Annotated in this window: 8 protein-coding genes; 4 read left to right on the forward strand and 4 right to left on the reverse strand. The window is 61.1% G+C overall.

Annotation, left to right across the window (positions count from 1 at the left end):
* Positions 1–6: 6 nt before the first annotated feature.
* The 3 genes from AC07VV_RS12965 to recQ all read right to left on the reverse strand — a co-directional run bounded on the left by AC07VV_RS12965 (position 7) and on the right by recQ (position 4629).
* A complete protein-coding gene (locus AC07VV_RS12965) occupies positions 7–1803 on the reverse strand; it encodes a motility hub landmark protein FimV (RefSeq protein WP_495036425.1) in 1797 nt (598 codons plus the stop codon).
* Between the two features lie 127 nt (positions 1804–1930).
* Positions 1931–2365, reverse strand: a complete 435-nt coding sequence (locus tag AC07VV_RS12970; protein WP_007962151.1) for a MarR family transcriptional regulator — start codon at positions 2363–2365, stop codon at positions 1931–1933.
* 134 nt (positions 2366–2499) lie between these two features.
* Positions 2500–4629, reverse strand: a complete 2130-nt coding sequence (gene recQ, locus AC07VV_RS12975; protein ID WP_085733806.1) for a DNA helicase RecQ — start codon at positions 4627–4629, stop codon at positions 2500–2502.
* Between the two features lie 277 nt (positions 4630–4906).
* Here recQ and AC07VV_RS12980 point away from each other — a divergent pair, with 277 nt between their 5' ends.
* The 4 genes from AC07VV_RS12980 to AC07VV_RS12995 all read left to right on the forward strand — a co-directional run bounded on the left by AC07VV_RS12980 (position 4907) and on the right by AC07VV_RS12995 (position 9840).
* Positions 4907–5494, forward strand: a complete 588-nt coding sequence (locus AC07VV_RS12980; RefSeq protein WP_085710385.1) for a UPF0149 family protein — start codon at positions 4907–4909, stop codon at positions 5492–5494.
* Between the two features lie 10 nt (positions 5495–5504).
* Positions 5505–5900 carry a YbaN family protein gene (locus AC07VV_RS12985; protein ID WP_495036426.1) on the forward strand — a complete coding sequence of 132 codons (396 nt, stop codon included), beginning with the start codon at positions 5505–5507 and terminating at the stop codon, positions 5898–5900.
* A gap of 146 nt (positions 5901–6046) precedes the next feature.
* Positions 6047–9046, forward strand: coding sequence for a hypothetical protein (locus AC07VV_RS12990; RefSeq protein ID WP_495036427.1), 3000 nt, complete (start codon positions 6047–6049; stop codon positions 9044–9046).
* Positions 9047–9462: 416 nt separating this feature from the next.
* Positions 9463–9840: a DUF6124 family protein gene (locus tag AC07VV_RS12995; protein WP_495036428.1), complete on the forward strand. Its 378-nt coding sequence runs from the start codon at positions 9463–9465 to the stop codon at positions 9838–9840.
* A gap of 195 nt (positions 9841–10035) precedes the next feature.
* On the opposite strand, the gene AC07VV_RS13000 is transcribed toward AC07VV_RS12995, so the two are convergent.
* On the reverse strand, positions 10036–17967 hold the full coding sequence (locus tag AC07VV_RS13000) for a retention module-containing protein (protein ID WP_495036429.1): 7932 nt from the start codon (positions 17965–17967) through the stop codon (positions 10036–10038).
* Between the last annotated feature and the right edge of the window lie 46 nt (positions 17968–18013).

The raw sequence follows: 18013 nt of genomic DNA on the forward strand, positions 1-18013 counted from the left end.
CCCGGATCAGCGAATCCCGGCCAACAGAGTTCGCGCGGTTTGCCTGAGCGGCTCATCGCCCTCTTTCAGCAGCTCATTGAGCAAGGCGATCGCACTGTCGAGGTCGCCGTCGTCGATGCAGGTCTGGGCCTGTTCGAGCTTTCCGGCGTTGACCGTCTCGGTCGGGCCCGGCTCGGGTTCCGGTAATTGCAGATCCAGTGGCTCCAGTTTCAACGACTGACCGGGATCGCCAAATTCGTTGAGGAAGTCATCGTCGATTGGCTGCACATCCGGCTCGGCGATCCACTCCAGTTCAGTCGTTTCAACCTCATCGTTCGCGGTTAGCGGCAGCTCGAAATCCTGCGGCAGCACTTGCAGGCTGGAGCCAAGTGCCGATGGAGTTGGTGAAGGCATGTCCGTTGCCGGGCGACTGTCTTCCAGATCCCAGCTGGAATCCATCGACAGTTGCTCCAGATTCAGCTCGAAATCATCCTCGGCCGACGGCGTTGCGGGTGTGGTTTGTTCAACGGGCAGTGCGGCAATGACCGGAGCCGCCGCAGCCGGAGGTTCAGTCCTGGCCAGTTTCGGGTAACGGGCCCGGATATCGAGCAATCGCTGTTCCTCGACACCGAGCTGGCGCAAGTGGCTTTCCTGTTCGTCATAGGCCGAGATGTCACCCTGGCGCCCCAACACTTCGAGCATCTGCACACCCAGATCGATGCGCTCCGGTTCTTTTTGCAAGGCGTCACGCAGCAGACCGAGCGCTTCGCCGAGCCGCCCATACGCCAGATAAATGCCGACCGCCTCCAGTACATCGCCTGCGGCCTGTTCGTCACGGTGCTCGACGGCCTCCTGAACCACGTTCTGACGAACGACTTCGGGTTCATTGAGCGCGGGTTCGCTTCGCTGGGGTGCCAGCACCGCAGGCCCGACAGGACTCGCTTCAGACTGGCGTCGGCGGCGTACATACAACACCGCCCCCAACAGGCCCAACAACACCAGCAAACCGCCAAGCAGCGGCCAACTGACGGAGTCTTCCTGCGACTCTACCGGCGCAGCAACCGGAGCCGGGGCTTGCACAGGTGCTACCGGAGCCGGCGGCGCCTGTTGCACTTCCGCCAGACGGGCCTGCACATCACCCAGCTGTTTCTTGCCATCGGCGATCTGGATTTCCTGCGCCTGAAGCTTCACGTTCAACTCATCGATGGTTTTCTGCAGTTGCTGGTTCTGCAGCACGCTGGCGGCCAACTGCTCGGCTTGCGCGTCGTTGGTCGCAGCCGTTTGCGGCACTGGCGCGGAGGGTGGCGCAGCAGGCTTGCCTTGGGAGCCGGCAGCAGGTGCCTCAGGCGTTGGAAACTCCGATGATTGCGCGCGGACGTCAGGCTCGTCGGTGGCCGGCACGATGCCCGGCGAACCCGGCGGATCGATCAGCACCGTGTATTCGCGCAGCAGGTGGCCGTTCGGCTGATTGAGCTGCACAAGGAAATTCAGAAAAGGTTCGCTGACCGGTTTGCTGGAAGTCACCCGGATCATATTGCGATTGCCACGCAGGATCGGGGTGAACTTGAGGTCGTTGAGGAAGAACACCCGCTCGACCCCGGCACGGCCGAATTCGTCCGCCGTGGCCAGACGGACCGAGAGCTCGCTTTCGCTGAGCCCGGCGACATCCACCAGCGCGATGTCGGCCTTGAGCGGCTGATTGAGGGCCGAGTGCACGGTGATGTCACCGAGCCCCAGCGCCAGTGACGCCGTGGACCAGGTGAGAACACCGGCCACCAGCAGTGAGTTGGCGCAACGCAGTACCACGTGCCGACTGTCGAGCATGAGCATCCCTTAAATAAGCAAAACCGACTTCTATGGGTTCGCACATCCGGTACGAACACGATATTGCCCAGTAGTTCTTATAGTCTGCCCAGCGCGATCTCTCAAAAAAACGGCACGCGGTTGTGCCTCAAGACTTTTCCAGGTTGGCCAGAATGTGCCCGTGAACCCGCATGCACACCTTCAAATCCGCCTCGTCGACGCCTTCGAACAATTCGTGACGCAGTTGCGTGGCGATAGTCTCGATCTGCTCGATCAGCGGCAGGGCCGGGGCGCACAACACGATTTTTTTCGCCCGACGGTCTTCCATCACGGACTGGCGTTGCACCAGGCCCTGGCTTTCCAGGCTGTCGAGCAGACGGGCAAGGGTCGGCCCTTCGACGCCAACGCTTTGCGCCAGCTCCCGTTGGGTCGGGGCGTCCTCGAAACGCGCCAGATGCAGCAGCACCAGCCAGCGCGCCTGGGACAGACCCAGACCGGCCAGCCGGCGATCCAGTTCGGCACGCCAGCCACGGGACATCTGGGCCAGTTGCATGCCAAAGCGGTGTTGATCGGTTAACGGCATAAAACACTCATGGTTAGACTGAAGAAATAGAGAAAAACTAATTATTAGTCAGCTAAGCATGACATTTGGCTATAGGCAAGAGCCGCCCTGTACTGAATCGTTACATCTGTATAACGGTTTGTGTAAGCCCAGGCTCACATCTCGAATTCAGATTGCAGCGCAGCCCTTACGCAATACAGCACGCCTTCCGGTACGCGGCCGGCAAACAGCTCCGCCACTTCAGCGACCGACGGCAACTCGCCCTCGCCGTCGAGAAATGCATCCTGGACTTCGCCCATCAGGTCTTCCGGCAGGTCCAGCGCCTGTTCCAGCGACAATTGCTGCTTGCCGATGGCTTCGGCAAGCATGGTGTAGACGTTCTTTTCCGAGCACTGCAACTGACCGGAAATCTGCAACGGCGTCATGCCGGCACGGGCCAGGGTGATCAGTTCGTGGCGTACGTCGGCCACCACTTTTGGTGTCTCGGCTTCGCCACCGAGCACTTCGAGGAAAGCCTCGCCGTAGCGCTCCAGCTTGCGTGCGCCGACACCGCTGACCTGGGCCATTTCCGCCAGCGAGGTCGGTTGGCTGCGGAGCATTTCCAGCAGGGTCGAATCGGGGAAGATGACGTACGGCGGCACGCCGTGTTCTTCTGCCAGTTTGCGGCGCAGGGCACGCAGCGCTTCCCACTGTTCGCGCTCTTCGCCACGCACCAGTTGACTGGCCGGGCTCTTGCTGCCGCTCTTGGCGGTGACTTGCGGCTTGAGGTCGCGGCGCAGTTCCAGGCTCACTTCACCCTTGAGCAGCGGCCGGCAAGTGTCGCTCAGACGCAACCCGCCGTAGCCTTCGTGATCGACATCCGCCAGGCCGCGAGCAACCAATTGGCGGAACAGCGAACGCCATTCGCTCTCACTCAATGCCTTGCCGACGCCGTACACCGACAGGTGCTGATGGCCGAAGCTGCGGACTTTTTCGTTGTCCTTGCCCAGCAATACATCCACCAGATGGCCAACGCCGTAACGCTGGCCAGTGCGATAGATCGCCGACAGCGCCTGACGCGCTGGCTCGGTGGCGTCCCAGGTCTGCACGCCGTCGGTGCAGTTGTCGCAGTGCCCGCACGGCTCGGGCATGTCTTCGTCGAAGTACGCCAGCAGCGCCTGACGGCGGCAGCGGGTTTCTTCACAGAGCGAGAGCATCGCGTCGAGCTTGTGCTGCTCCAGACGCTTGTGGCGCTCGTCGCCTTCGGAGTTCTGCAGCATCTGCTTGAGCATCACCACATCTTGCAGACCGTAGGCCATCCACGCATCCGCCGGCAGGCCGTCACGGCCACCGCGTCCGGTTTCCTGGTAATAGGCTTCAAGAGATTTCGGCAGGTCGAGGTGCGCGACGAAACGCACGTTGGGTTTGTCGATACCCATGCCGAACGCCACGGTGGCGACCATGATCAGGCCTTCCTCGTTGAGGAAGCGCTTCTGGTGGTAGGCGCGCAGATCGTTGGGCAGGCCGGCGTGGTACGGCAGCGCCGGGAAGCCCTGCTCGGTGAGAAACGCGGCCACCTCCTCCACCTTCTTGCGCGACAGGCAGTAAACGATGCCGGCATCGCTGCGGCGCTCGGCAAGGAACGCCAGCAACTGCTTGCGCGGCTGCTCCTTGGGCACGATACGGTAGAAGATGTTCGGCCGATCGAAGCTCGACAGGAAACGTTCGGCATTCTGCAGGTGCAGGCGGGTGACGATTTCTTCGCGAGTGCGCTTGTCGGCGGTGGCGGTCAGGGCAATGCGCGGCACGTCGGGGAACATTTCCGCCAACTGCCCCAGTTGCAGGTATTCCGGACGGAAGTCGTGGCCCCATTGCGATACGCAGTGTGCTTCATCGATGGCGAACAACGCGATGTTCAAGCCTTGCAGGAACGACAGCATGCGCGGCTGCACCAGACGCTCCGGCGCCAGATAGAGCATTTTCACTTCGCCGCGCTTGATCCGGTTGGCGAGGTCGCGCTGCTGCTCGGCGCTCAACGTGGAGTTCAACGCGGCAGCCGCCACGCCCAGCTCTTCGAGGGTGGCAACCTGATCGTCCATCAGCGCGATCAGCGGCGACACCACCACCGCCAGGCCATCGCGCAGCAGCGCCGGCACCTGGAAGCACAGGGACTTGCCGCCGCCGGTCGGCATCAGGACAAGGGCATCACCGCCACTGGCCACGCGCTCAATGATTGCACCCTGACGGCCACGGAAACTGTCGTAGCCGAAGATGTCCTTGAGGACGCGTTGAGCCTGTTCGAGCATAAAAACTCCAAAAATCCACCGAAACATCCCTGCACAGGCTGGTTCAAGACAGCCGAGGCTGCTTTAAACAAAACGTAAGGGCGCATTGCATGACGCCGTACAGATTCAGCCGCGACACCGGCAGGGATCGCAAAGCGCGGCAGTATACCCGAGCCCTCCCCGGCAAAGGGCACCGCCGATAAGAAGCTTGTAGGCGCAAATCTGCCGTGCGGCTGGCTTGAGGGCTCAAGAAGGCCTAGAATTCCCGCATTGTTTATTCCCCCAAGGTAGCCCTTTAATGTCCTTCGCCGAGCAACTAACCCGCCTGCAAGTCTTCCTCGACGCCGACGAGCTGCATGAAGAGGCGCTGGACTACGTGGCCGCTCACGGTTACCTGACCGCGCTGTCGATCTGCGCCGACGTGGTGCCGGATCGTGAGTGGATCGACGCCCTGTTCGCCGAAGAGCCGCATTACAGCAGCGAAGCCCAGCGTGAAGAGATCGAAGCCACACTGATCGGCCTGAAAGCCCACATCGCCCGCCAACTGGCGTCGGATGAGGAGTTCGAGCTGCCGTGCGAGCTGGATCTGGGTGACGAGCCGGACGATTCCGAACTGCGCGGCTGGTGCATCGGTTTCATGGAAGGCGTGTTCCTGCGCGAAGCGGCCTGGTTCGAAACCGCCGAAGAAGAAGTCAGCGAAATGCTCCTGCCGATCATGGTCGGTTCGGGCCTGTTCGACGAACAGCCTGAGTTCGAAGACATCGCCAAGGACGCCAACCTGATGGACGACATGATCGTCCAGATCCCGGAAGCCCTGACCGCGCTGTACCTGCTGTGCCAGGCACCCGACGAAAAACCGGCGATCCTCAAGCCACGTCACCACTAAGATCCGGCCTATGGACAACCCCATAGGCAGCCGCCCCCTGATGTTGCGCTACATCCTGCTGGCCATCGGCTGGCTGAGCGTGGCATTGGGGGTGATCGGGATTTTCCTGCCTGTTCTCCCCACCACCCCTTTCCTCCTGCTGGCGGCCGCCTGCTTCGCCCGCAGCTCTCCGCGTTTCTATCAATGGCTGGTCGAGCATCCCCGGCTCGGGCCATGGATCCGCGACTACCTCGATGGCAACGGCATACCGCTCAAAGGCAAGGTCTACGCGATCGGGCTGATGTGGGCGAGCATTCTGTTTTCGTGTTATCTGGTGCCGCTACCGTGGGCGCGAGGGTTTATGTTGACGAGTGCGGTGTTGGTGACGGTTTATATCTTGCGGCAGAAGACGTTGCGTAAGTCCTGATCCACCCTGCCCTGCAACCGCTCGTCGAAAACCCGCGTTCCCCTGTCAGATCTGACAGTAGGCAGCTAGACGCTTCAGCACTCTAATCCTTCGTCAACGGTGCCGGCATCCAGACATTCGGGCACCCCTTGCGAAGGTGCGCGTACATGAACAGTCCACTTACAGCGTCCGGTTCCACGCCCAATACAATCGTTGTTTTTCCACCTGACCGCACTGGTGTCGGTGTACTCGCCGTCTACCCGCCCTATCCGGTCGGATACAAACACCTGCCGAATGGCGTCCTGGGCGCCAACATTAACATGGTGCACAGCGGCCGCAACGGCTTGCTAACCTACATCTTCGCCTATCAGTACATGGCTGTCGGCGACTGGATCAAAGTCTACCTCGCAACGAAAAACAAGCCGGTGGTGAAATTTCCGATTACCGAAGCACATTTCGAAATCAACGGGGACGCAAAAAACATCCCCTGTTATATCCCGGCCGCTGACATGGAAAGCATTTTTGCTCCCCTGCAAGCGGAAACGAAGGATATTTGGGTCGAAGTTACCCGTATCAGCGACAACTCTACGGAGGACTCGCCGCACGCCCCGCTGCTTTACAAATACCCAGCCCCGGGCGAGCCTGACACGGATGGCGGCAAGCCATTCAATCAGGGTCTGAAATTGCCGGTCGCCTCGGAAACGATCATCGATCAGACCGTAATCAATGACGGGATGTTTGTGACGGTACGGGCGTACTTCAATCAGCAAATCGGCGACACCGTGGTGCTTGCTTTCGGCTCGCTGCTGCTGGAAATCGAAGTCACTGCACTGGGCGATGTCGTGTTCGAATTGACACCGGAAATGCTCGCCACCCTCAAGCCCACCAACCTGATAATCGTGCGCTGGGAGGTCTTCGATGTGGTTGAGAACTCCAGTGGCTGGTCGGATGCACTGGAGATTGTATTCAAGCCCGGCATCGTGTTGCTGGTTGCCCCCATTTTCGAACTGGCCGATATCGACAACGTGGTGCACCACGATTGGCTCGCGGGCGGCCCCATGCCGATATTGATCACCGGGGTTTTCGCGATCGGTGATGTGGTGGTGCTTCTACTTGAAGGCTTCACCGAAGGCGGTGACCCCGTTAGCCATAGCTACTCGATACCGGTGTCGACCGCCACTCGTTCGCTGAGAGTCGATGTCGAAAATTTCCGAGTGCAAAACCTCATCAGAGGCAGTTGCCGGGCGACCTATACGCTGACCCGAGCCGGCAAGACCCAGGAATCGAAACCCGCCGATGCCACCATTGCCGGTGGAGCATTCAAACTGGGCCAACCCACCGTCACGCCACTGGAAAATACCGACACCGTCCCCGTGGATACCCTGGAGGTCACGGTACAGTGCGCCGACTATTGGCCTCTGAAACCGGGGGCGACTGTCCAACTGCTCTGGCAAACCGTAGACGATGCGGGGGTACCGGTCCTTGTCATTTTTCAGCAGATCGTCAGCGACCCGACGCTACCCATCATTTTCAAGGTACCCGCCAAATATGTCGGCCCTTACCCCAGCTCGTCGCTGGTGGTGCAATGCGCGATCATCAACCCGAACGAAGTCAGGGTCGTGTCCGAGCCACTGCAGCTGAAGATCGGTGACGAGAAAGCCATCGTGCTTGATCCGCCAAAATCGGCGGGCGCCCTCCCACCGTTTGATCCGTTGGGCGGAAATCAAACGATTCGTGTCGAATTCCCGGCGAAGATCCAGGGTGACCAGGCAAGACTGGTGCATGTGAATGCTCCCGTCGGCGCCACGCCTTTCGCTTTGACGCCTCTGAACCAGAACAACCGCGCCAACTGGGTACTCGACACCCGGTTTCTGGTCGCCCATCAGGGTACAACGGTTCGTCTTCGCTGGAATTTGCGGCGCAACAACAAAAAACTGGCCTCCTCGCCGGGAGCAGACTTTGAAATCGCGCCGATCTCCCATGAGGACCCTCGCTTCCCAACGCCGCGAATCAGTGGAGTCACCGGTGTCATCGAGGTGAAAAAGCTGACAGCGGCCAATGTGCTGGAGGTCGATGCCTGGCCGGGGCAAGCGTCGGGACAAGCCAGATTTCTCACCTTTGAAGGCACTCATAAAAACGGTAGCACCGTCAGTTATGAAGCGTTGAAAGGAGAGGAAACGGGAACGGAGTCCGGCTCCAGAACCGCACTTTCGCTGCCGTGGTTTGTTGATCTGAAAGACGGTAGCGAATTGAAAGCTAAGTTTTCAGTGGCACTGGGAAGCGGGAAAGAGCCTTTGCGATTTCCAGTTCTGGTACTGATTGTCGAATCGCTGGTGGAACTGCAACCGTTCATCACAGCAGTACAGGCCCCTCAAGGGGAGGTTCCTCAGAACACCGAAACGATATCCACGACCCTGACCATTCACTGTCGTGGCAGCGTCGATGAGCAAATTGAAATCCTGGTCAACGGTGCGGTGCAGAAAGTCGTCACTACCGATAGCGCGGGCAACGCTCCCGGTGCTCCAGTGACGGTGAGCAACTATGACGCCTACAACTCGATCGTTGCCCGGGCGAAATATGGCAACAACCTTTCGTCCCCGACACGCAGCGTTATCCTTCGCCGGCCTCTGCAAATCGATACAACGCGCCGACTTCTGAACGGCTACGTGTGCCGTACCGGCTGGGCGCAAACGGGTGCCAGATGGCCGGGGAACTGGCAGCAACTCAGCCCTCAGTACGGCGTGGGCCAGCGCACATTCAGATCGAGCAATCCCGCTGTGGTCTCCGTTGATACCAACGGAGTGATGACCGGCCTTAGTTGGGGGGCCGCTTGGATTTATGTCCAGGATAAATTCACTACACATGCAATCTATGTGGATTCGATCAACATTTTCAGACTGGTAGTAAGCGGGGGAACATCGCACGCAGGGGCGGTGAACTGGATGAATTCCATGGGCGGCATGCCGATCAACGCCGCATGGGCGGGAATGACGACCGTCTATGGCCCACCCGGCAACTGGCCACTTGGGCACGGGTATGTGTACTGGATGTGCGAGGGTTCAGGTTGTCCCGGAGGCCACGCGCAGATTTACCAGCATGCGAGCAGAACGATCGTTTGTTGGCCTGTTGGAACGGCTTGGCAATCCTGGTGCATGGTACGAGCCTAGATGTCGGAAACAGTAAACCCGCCCTCCCTCCGGGAGGGCGGGTTTTGTCATTTCAGAGCCGACGCCCCCTGTTGAAGAATGTTTAAGCTTATTTCCACAAAGCCACGCAACCTTGCGCCTTTGCCTACGCATCCGCCAGAATCCGCCGGCTTGTGCGCCTTGGGGGCGGGTTCTATTGTTTGGCGGTCGCTGAAAAGCAGCGATCGGGTTTAGCGATCCGGCTCCAGACAGACGCAACAATGCCCACTCTCAATTGCAGACTCTTTTCTGCACTTGGCGTAATGGTGGCTGTGCGTGGGAGACCTTCGGGTCTACCCGGGGTTTCTGTGACCCGGATCGCTAACCTGCGTACAGCCGCCACCTTTACTTGTTTAGCGATGAGTCGTGGCGGCTCAGTCCAATCACGGAGATTCGCCATGGTCAAACCAACGCCAAACCCGCCGGAAGTCGATTCGACTTCCCCCTACGAAACCCTCGACTCCAAAAAATTCCACGAAGCCGCCGAACGCGCCCTCGACCACTACCTCAATCCGTTCCACCCCAGAAAGCCGCTGCTCAGACCCAACACCCGCTACCTCATCGCCCCCGGCATCCCAAGCGAAGAACTATTGGCCGATGCCTGCGAAACCCTGACCTCGGCCAAAACCATGGCCAGCGATTTCGCCGGGATGCTCGATGCGCCGCAGCGGCATGTGCTGTTGGGCATCGGGCAGCTGATCATGCTGGCGGAACTGGCGGTGAATCGGGTGCTGGATGATCTGGAAATGAAGGCTGAGGCGCCCGCTGCAGCTTGACCGCCGCCTGATCGTTCCCACGCTCTGCGTGGGAATGCCTCAATGGACGCTCCGCGTCCGCTTTGGGACGCGGAGCGTCCCGGGCTGCATTCCCACGCGGACGGTTCGACGCCTCGACGTGGGAACGATCAACGCGCAAAAAAACCGCCGTCCCGTTTGATCGGGGCGGCGGTTTTTTTCGTTTCAGCGTTCAGCTCACACGGTGTCCACCTTCAACGAATGATCATTCAACATGCCGTTGATGATCGTCGCCGTGTCGTGCCCGCTGGCAATCAACCCGCCCGCCCCCGGTGTCACGCCGTAATGGCTGGCGAGGTTCACGCCGGCCAGGTCGATGGTCTGGTTCGGCGTGGCGCCGGCCATGGCGCTCACGTCGATGCTGGTGACCACCGACGCGCCGCTGCCGGTGACGGTGAAGTGCAGGTAGTCATCCAGTGACGCCGCCGTGCCGTTTTCACCTTGCAGCAGTTGCGACAGATCCAGCTTGTCGGTGCCAGGGGTGAAGTCGGTGACGGTGTCGTGGCCGCTGTTGCCCTTGAGCCACTGGAAGGTGTCGGCGCCCGGCCCGCCGGTCAGGGTGTTGTTGCCCATTCCGCCGATCAGCAGGTCGTCACCGCCGCCACCGTTGAGGATGTCGTTGCCCAGGCCTCCATTGATGACGTTGTTATTGTTGTCGCCGGTGAGGGTGTCGTTGAAGTTCGAGCCGACGAGGTTTTCGACGTTGCTGATGGTGTCGATGCCCGCACCGACAGTGTTCTGCGCACCGAGCAGGCTCAGGTTGACCGTAACCCCGGCCGTCGCATGGGCATAGCTGACCGTGTCGATACCGGTGCCGCCATCGAGGATGTCGTTGCCCGGCCCGCTGTAGAGCAAGTCATTGCCGGCGCCGCCGTGCAGTTCGTTGTTGCCGGAGCCTGCGGTGAGCACGTCGTTGCCGTCGCCACCGTTGAGGATGTTGTCGCCGCTGCCCGCCACCAGCACGTCATCGCCGGAAGTCCCGGTGAGGGTGTGGCCGTCCTGATAGCTGATGGTCACATTGGCGGTGTCGCTGCCGCCGTGGTTGTCGTTGGCGGTGTAGGTGCCGTGGTAATCCGGGGTAACGTCGTGGGCTCCGGCGTAATTGACCGTCATGGTCAGTTGATAATTTTCCGCAGCATTGGTGTTGCTGCCGCTGGTGTTGGTGATGTTGGTCACGTGGATCTGGTACGTGCCATCGGCGCTGGCGGTGATGGTGCCGCCATCGGCGATGCTGACGAACGCTCCCCCGTTCACCGAATACTCCATGGTGATGTGGCCGGCCGCCAGGTTGTGGTCGAGGTTGAGGGTCTCGCCTTGTTTCAGTTTGACGGTGATGAGGTCTTCATCGTTGGCATTGGCGTTGGTCACCGCGCCGAGGTAACCGCTGACCACCAGCACTGCGGTCATCGCCGCCGTGTTGGCCGCAAAGGAGTTGCGTACATCAGCCAGATTCTGGTTGGCGGCGGTGTTGCTGGTACCGGTGAAGCTGATCGCCCCGCTGCCGGTGAAGTCCGCCCCCTTGGCGACCCAACCGGTGTTGAAGGTGGTTGGCGAGGCGTTGAGTATGTCGTTGTCCGGATCGGTGTCGTTGGCCAGCAGCAACTCGCCCGGCACCACGACATTGCTCGACAGCACGTTGGTGATGATGTGGTCGTCCACCGCCACCGGAGGTGAGTTGGGGATCACTTTCACCGTCAGCGTCGAGCTGGCGAGGTCGCCATCGTTGTCGCTGAGGGTAAAGCCGATGTTCTCGGTGATCACCGTCGTGGTGGTTTTTTGCGAGGTGTAGCTGTAGTCGCCGGTGTCGAGGTTGATCACCAGGGTGCCGCTGTTGTTGGTGGCGATGCTCAGGGTGTTGTTCACCGTGTCGAAGGTGCCGTGGTTGGTGCCGCCGCTGGCGGTCAGCGAACCCTGGCCGCTGTTGGCTTTCGGGTCGTAGGTGTAGGTGGTGCCGTCCACCACGATGGATTTGATGAAACCGCCATCGGCGCCGAACGAACCACTGTCACCCAGCAGCGAACCAGTGACCGGCGCACCGACCACGGTGCCGGACAGCACCGAGTTCAGTTGATTGAGGTCGGTGACCACCACCGCATTGGTGTTGGTGTGGCTGATGCCGTCGTAAGCCAGTGGATCGAGGTTGGCGTTGCTGACGCCGTTGCCCAGGCCGATCGCATAGTTCTTGATGTTGTTGGCATCGAGGAAGTTTTTCAGCGCGGTCTCGTCGGCGGTGCCGATTTCCTGGCCGGTGGTAGGTTTGCCGTCGGAGAAGAAGTAGCCGACGTTCTGCGCCCCGGTGAGTTTGCCCGCGGTGTTGAACGCGGTCTGCATGGTCGCCACAGCCGCATCGTAGTTGGTGCCGCCACCGGCGCTGAGGCCGGCGAGCAGGGTCTTGGCCGTCGCCACATCGACCCATACCGTCGTGCGGTCGGTGGCGTTGCTGCTGAAGGTAACGAGCTGCACTTTCACATCGCCCAGATCATCGTACTTGTCGAGCAAGGCACTGATCGCCTGCTTGGCCAGGTCCAGCCGCGACAGGCCCGGCACGCCGGATGCGTCGGCCATACTGCCGGAGATGTCGAGCACGATCAGGATGTTGGAGTCGATTTCCACCGCCGCCACCGAACGATCCGACGCCACCGCTTTGGGCACGTCGTCGACGATGTTGACCACGATGGTGCTGGTGGTGCTGTTGCCCAGCGCATCGGTGGCTTTGTAAGTGAAACTTTCGCTCAGGGTGTTCGGCCCGTCGTTGGCGCTCGGCGTGGTTTTCGGCGCCGAGGTCAGCGTGTAGGTGTACGTGCCGTCAGGGTTGAGCAGGATCTGTCCGTAGGTGCCGGTAGCGCTGCCGACCAGGGTGTAGGTGATCGCGCCGCTGCCGCCGGTGACCGCGCCGACCAGGGTGCCGGTGGCGGTTTCGCCGGTGTTGGTCGGATCGCTGCCGGTGACCGTGCCGGGGGCCAGGTCTTGCCCGTCCTTGGTCAGGTCGAGGGCTTTTTCGTAGACAGTCACGTCCTGATCGACCGAGGCCACGAGTTTGCTGTCGGCGACGTTGACGGTGATGGTGGTGGTGCTTTCGTCACCGTCACTGTCGCGAATGGTGTAGGTGAAGGTGTCGGTGGCGCCCGCTGGGCTCACCGAGTTCGGGTTGCTGTGATAGACCGCGTTGCCGGCCGCATCCAGGGTCAGGTAGCCGTAGGTGCCGTTGATGTTGCTGTTGAGGCCGCCGATGGCCGAGGTCGCAGTATTGCTGCCGGCCCGCACGCCCACCACCGCACCGCCCGCCGCCGGGCCATCGGCACCGGTGACATCGTTGCCCAGCACGCTGATATTGACGGTGCCGCCCTCCACCACCGAGCCGGTGTCGGCCTTCGCGGTCGGCAGGTCATCGACGATGTTGACGTTGATCTGCCCGGACGCGGTGCTGCCATCGCCATCGGTGGCCACCACGTTGAAGTTCTCGGTGATGCTGTTGGCGCCGTTGCCGGTCGGGTGGGTTTCGTGATCCACCAGGGTGTAGCTGTAACTCACCACGCCCGTGGCCGGGTTGTAGCCGGTGACGGTCAGCGTGCTGCCCAGCGGCGTGACGACCGATTGCGGGAAGCCTGCGGCTACACCATTGGTCACCACGGCGATGCCGCCGACAGTGAGGGTTTGCAGACCGTCGAGCGCGGTAACGGTGAAGGTGCCGCTCTGAGTCAACGCCGTCGCATCCGGCGCAGTGCCGTTGCTGAGGTTTTTCTCGAAGACAGTGAGCTCGCCGCCGTTCACATCCAGGCCACTGATGGTCACCGGATCGTCGTTGTTGTGGATCTGCAAAACCAGATTCGCAGTGCTGGTATCGCCGTCCGAATCAGTGATCGTGTAGGTAAAGGTTTCAGTCCCGTTTCCGCCGCCGTGCAGCGCTTTGAAATCCGCATCGTTGGTGTTGAGGGTGTAGGTGTAAGTGCCGTTGGCGTTCAGCACCAGCGTGCCGTAGGTCCCGGTGAACGTACCGGCGGTGATCGGCCCGGCATTCGGGCCGGTTGGTACACGGTCGGCGCCTTGCACGTCGTTGGTCAGGACGTTGCCGGTCAGCGTCAGGCTGGTTTCCGAGGCGGTGCCGGCGTTGCTGTCGTTTACGCCTTTTGGCAGGTCGTCGACGATGTTGACGTCGAGGTTGGCGTTGGCGGTGGTGCCGTTGTCATCGACGACGGTGACGGCGAACTGTTCGCTCAGGGTATTCGCGCCGTTGGCGGTTGGGTGGGCGTCGTTGTGATCCAGGGTGTAGCTGTAGCTGACGACGCCGGTCGTAGCGTTGAAGCCGGTGATGGTCAGCGTGCTTCCCAATGGCGTAGTCACCGATTGCGGGAAGCCTGCGGCTACGCCGTTAGTGACCACGGCGATACCGCCGACAGTCAACGTGGTGACACCGTCCAGTGCAGTGATGGTGAACGTGCCGCTTTGGGTCAGCGCGGTGGCATCCGGGGCACTGCCGGTGCTGAGGTTTTTCTCGAAGACGGTGAGTTCACCACCGTTCACATCGAGGCCGCTGATGGTCACCGGATCGTCGTTGTTGTGAATCTGCAAAACCAGATTCGCGGTGCTGGTGTCACCGTCGGAATCGGTGATGGTGTAGGTAAAGGTTTCAGTCCCGTTGCCACCGCCATGCAGATTCTTGAAGTCTGCATCGTTGGTGTTGAGGGTGTAGGTGTAGGTGCCGTTGGCGTTCAGCACCAGCGTGCCGTAGGTCCCGGTGAACGTACCGGCGGTGATCGGCCCGGCATTCGGGCCGGTTGGTACACGGTCGGCGCCTTGCACGTCGTTGGTCAGGACGTTGCCGGTCAGCGTCAGGCTGGTTTCCGAGGCGGTGCCGGCGTTGCTGTCGTTTACGCCTTTTGGCAGGTCGTCGACGATGTTCACGTCCAGCGACGCATTGGCGGTAGTGCCGTTGTCATCGACGACGGTGACGGCGAACTGCTCGCTCAGGGTGTTGGCGCCGTTGGCGGTTGGGTGGGCGTCGTTGTGGTCGAGGGTGTAGCTGTAACTCACGACACCGGTCGTAGCGTTGAAGCCTGTAATCGTCAGCGTGCTGCCCAACGGAGTCGTGACCGATTGCGGGAAGCCTGCGGCCACACCGTTGGTGACGACGGCGATGCCGCCCACGGTCAGCGTTGTCACACCATCCAAAGCAGTGATGGTGAACGTGCCGCTTTGGGTCAGCGCGGTAGCATCCGGGGCACTGCCGGTGCTGAGGTTTTTCTCGAAGACGGTGAGTTCACCACCGTTCACATCGAGGCCACTGATGGTTACCGGATCGTCGTTGTTGTGGATTTGCAGCACGAGGTTCGCGGTGCTGGTATCGCCGTCGGAATCGGTGATGGTGTAGGTGAAGGTCTCGGTGCCGTTGCCATTGCCGTGCAGATTTTTGAAGTCCGCATCGTTGGTGTTGAGGGTGTAGGTGTAAGTGCCATTCGCGTTGAGCACCAAGGTGCCGTAAGTCCCGGTGAAAGTGCCGGCAGTGATCGGCCCGGTGCTCGGGCCGGTCGGTACGCGGTCGGCGCCTTGCACGTCGTTGGTCAGCACGTTGCCGGTCAGCGTCAGGCTGGTTTCCGAGGCGGTGCCGGCGTTGCTGTCATCCACGCCTTTCGGCAGGTCATCGACGATGTTTACATCCAGCGATGCATTCGCGGTGGTGCCGTTATCGTCCACCACGGTGACAGCGAACTGCTCGCTCAGCGTGTTGGCGCCACTGGCAGTCGGATGAGCATCGTTGTGATCCAGGGTGTAGCTGTAGCTCACGACACCAGTGGTCGCGTTGAAGCCGGTGATGGTCAGCGTACTGCCCAAAGGGGTGGTGACCGATTGCGGAAAACCTGCGGCTACGCCGTTGGTGACGACGGCGATTCCGCCGACAGTCAGCGTTGTCACACCATCCAAAGCAGTGATGGTGAACGTGCCGCTTTGGGTCAGCGCGGTAGCATCCGGCGCACTGCCGGTACTGAGGTTTTTCTCGAAGACGGTGAGCTCACCACCGTTCACATCCAGGCCACTGATGGTCACCGGATCGTCGTTGTTGTGGATCTGCAAAACCAGATTCGCAGTGCTGGTATCGCCGTCCGAATCAGTGATCGTGTAGGTAAAGGTTTCCGTCCCGTTTCCGCCGCCGTGCAGCGCTTTGAAATCCGCATCGTTGGTGTTGAGGGTGTAGGTGTAAGTGCCGTTGGCGTTCAGCACCAGCGTGCCGTAGGTCCCGGTGAACGTACCGGCGGTGATCGGCCCGGCATTCGGGCCGGTTGGTACACGGTCGGCGCCTTGCACGTCGTTGGTCAGCACGCTGCCGGTCAGCGTCAGGCTGGTTTCCGAGGCGGTGCCGGCGTTGCTGTCGTTTACGCCTTTTGGCAGGTCGTCGACGATGTTGACGTCGAGGTTGGCGTTGGCGGTGGTGCCGTTGTCATCGACGACGGTGACGGCGAATTGCTCGCTCAAGGTGTTGGCGCCGTTGGCGGTTGGGTGGGCATCGTTGTGGTCGAGGGTGTAGCTGTAGCTGACGACGCCGGTCGTTGCGTTGAACCCGGTGATGGTCAGCGTGCTGCCCAGCGGCGTGATCACCGATTGCGGGAACCCTGCGGCTACGCCGTTAGTGACCACGGCGATACCGCCGACAGTCAACGTGGTGACACCGTCCAGTGCAGTGATGGTGAACGTGCCGCTTTGGGTCAGCGCGGTGGCATCCGGGGCACTGCCGGTGCTGAGGTTTTTCTCGAAGACGGTGAGTTCACCACCGTTCACATCGAGGCCGCTGATGGTCACCGGATCGTCGTTGTTGTGAATCTGCAAAACCAGATTCGCGGTGCTGGTGTCACCATCGGAATCACGCAGGGTGTAGGTGAAGGTTTCAGTGCCATTGCCGCCACCATGCAACGCTTTGAAATCCGCATCGCTGGTGTTGAGCGTGTAGGTGTAAGTGCCGTTTGCGTTCAGCACCAGGGTGCCGTAAGTCCCGGTGAACGTACCGGCAACCACCGGGCCACTGTTGGGGCCGACGGGAATGCGGTCGGCGCCCTGGATGTCGTTGGTCAGGACGCTGCCGGTCAGGCTCAGGTTGGTTTCCGAAGCGGTGCTGGCGTTGCTGTCATCCACCGCTTTGGGCACGTCGTCGGTGATGTTCACATCCAGCGAGCCGGTGGCGGTGTCGCCATTGCTATCGCCAGCAATCACCGTGAAATGTTCGCTGAGGCTGTTGGCGCCGTCACCTGCCGGGTGGGCGTCGTTGCCGTTGAGGGTGTAGCTGTAGCTGACCGTGCCGTTCGCCGGGTTGTAACCGGTGATGGTCAAGGTGTTGCCCAGTTGCGTGGTGATCGATTGCGGGAAACCGACGGGCACACCGCCGACGATCACGCTGATGCCGCCGATGCTCAGGCTGGTCAGGCCGTCGGGCGCCGAGATGCTGAAGCTGCCGGCCTGGGTCAGCGCGCCGGGATTGGCGGCGGAGCCATCCGGCAGATTGGCTTCGTTGAGCGTCAGTTCGCCGCCGGGTACGTCGAGGCCCGTGAGGGTGACCAGGTTGTTGACCGGTGGCGGGATGACCGGCGCAGGCGTGTTGTCACCGTTGTCGATGACCGCGTTGTGGCGCTCTTCCGGAAACTCGGGAATGCCACCGAAACCGGCCGTGGGGAAACCGATGACCGGATCGACACGGCCGGCCACTTCGGTCAGCAATACGAAACTGTGACCACCACCCTTGCCGCCATTCGTGTCACCGGGGGCATCGGGGCCTGCGGCAGTGGCTTCAGCAGATTTGGTCGGGTCTTCACCGGCGGCGATGGCTTTCTGGATCTGTGCGACATCGGTGAGTTGAGCATCGCTCGGGGTCAGCGCTTCCGGGGCATCCACATGCGGCGCGTGGTTGGCCAGCAATTGTCCGGTCATGGTCAGGCTGCTGTCCCGGCCCAGGGTCAGTTCCTGGCCGTTTTGCAGATGGACGGCGACCGCCCCCTCCGCGCCCGTGATCAATTGATCCCCGGCAAACAGTCGATCGCCCTCAACCAATGCACGCCGACTTCCGTCAGCCGATTGAGCGAAAACCTGACCGATGACTTTAGTGACGATCCCGATGAGCGTTGCCATGTGCATTTCCTCCGCTGCCGACCACCGTCGGCACTGGTTCGCGAAG

The organism is Pseudomonas sp. GW821-FHT02C04, from assembly GCF_059421845.1.

Excerpts from the sequence above, each read along its gene's own strand:
- AC07VV_RS12970 (WP_007962151.1), bottom strand. The coding sequence starts at position 2,365 with ATGCCGTTAACCGATCAACACCGCTTTGGCATGCAACTGGCCCAGATG.
- AC07VV_RS13000 (WP_495036429.1), bottom strand. The coding sequence starts at position 17,967 with ATGGCAACGCTCATCGGGATCGTCACTAAAGTCATCGGTCAGGTTTTC.
- AC07VV_RS12990 (WP_495036427.1), top strand. The coding sequence starts at position 6,047 with ATGAACAGTCCACTTACAGCGTCCGGTTCCACGCCCAATACAATCGTT.
- recQ (WP_085733806.1), bottom strand. The coding sequence starts at position 4,629 with ATGCTCGAACAGGCTCAACGCGTCCTCAAGGACATCTTCGGCTACGAC.
- AC07VV_RS12995 (WP_495036428.1), top strand. The coding sequence starts at position 9,463 with ATGGTCAAACCAACGCCAAACCCGCCGGAAGTCGATTCGACTTCCCCC.
- AC07VV_RS12980 (WP_085710385.1), top strand. The coding sequence starts at position 4,907 with ATGTCCTTCGCCGAGCAACTAACCCGCCTGCAAGTCTTCCTCGACGCC.
- AC07VV_RS12985 (WP_495036426.1), top strand. The coding sequence starts at position 5,505 with ATGGACAACCCCATAGGCAGCCGCCCCCTGATGTTGCGCTACATCCTG.
- AC07VV_RS12965 (WP_495036425.1), bottom strand. The coding sequence starts at position 1,803 with ATGCTCGACAGTCGGCACGTGGTACTGCGTTGCGCCAACTCACTGCTG.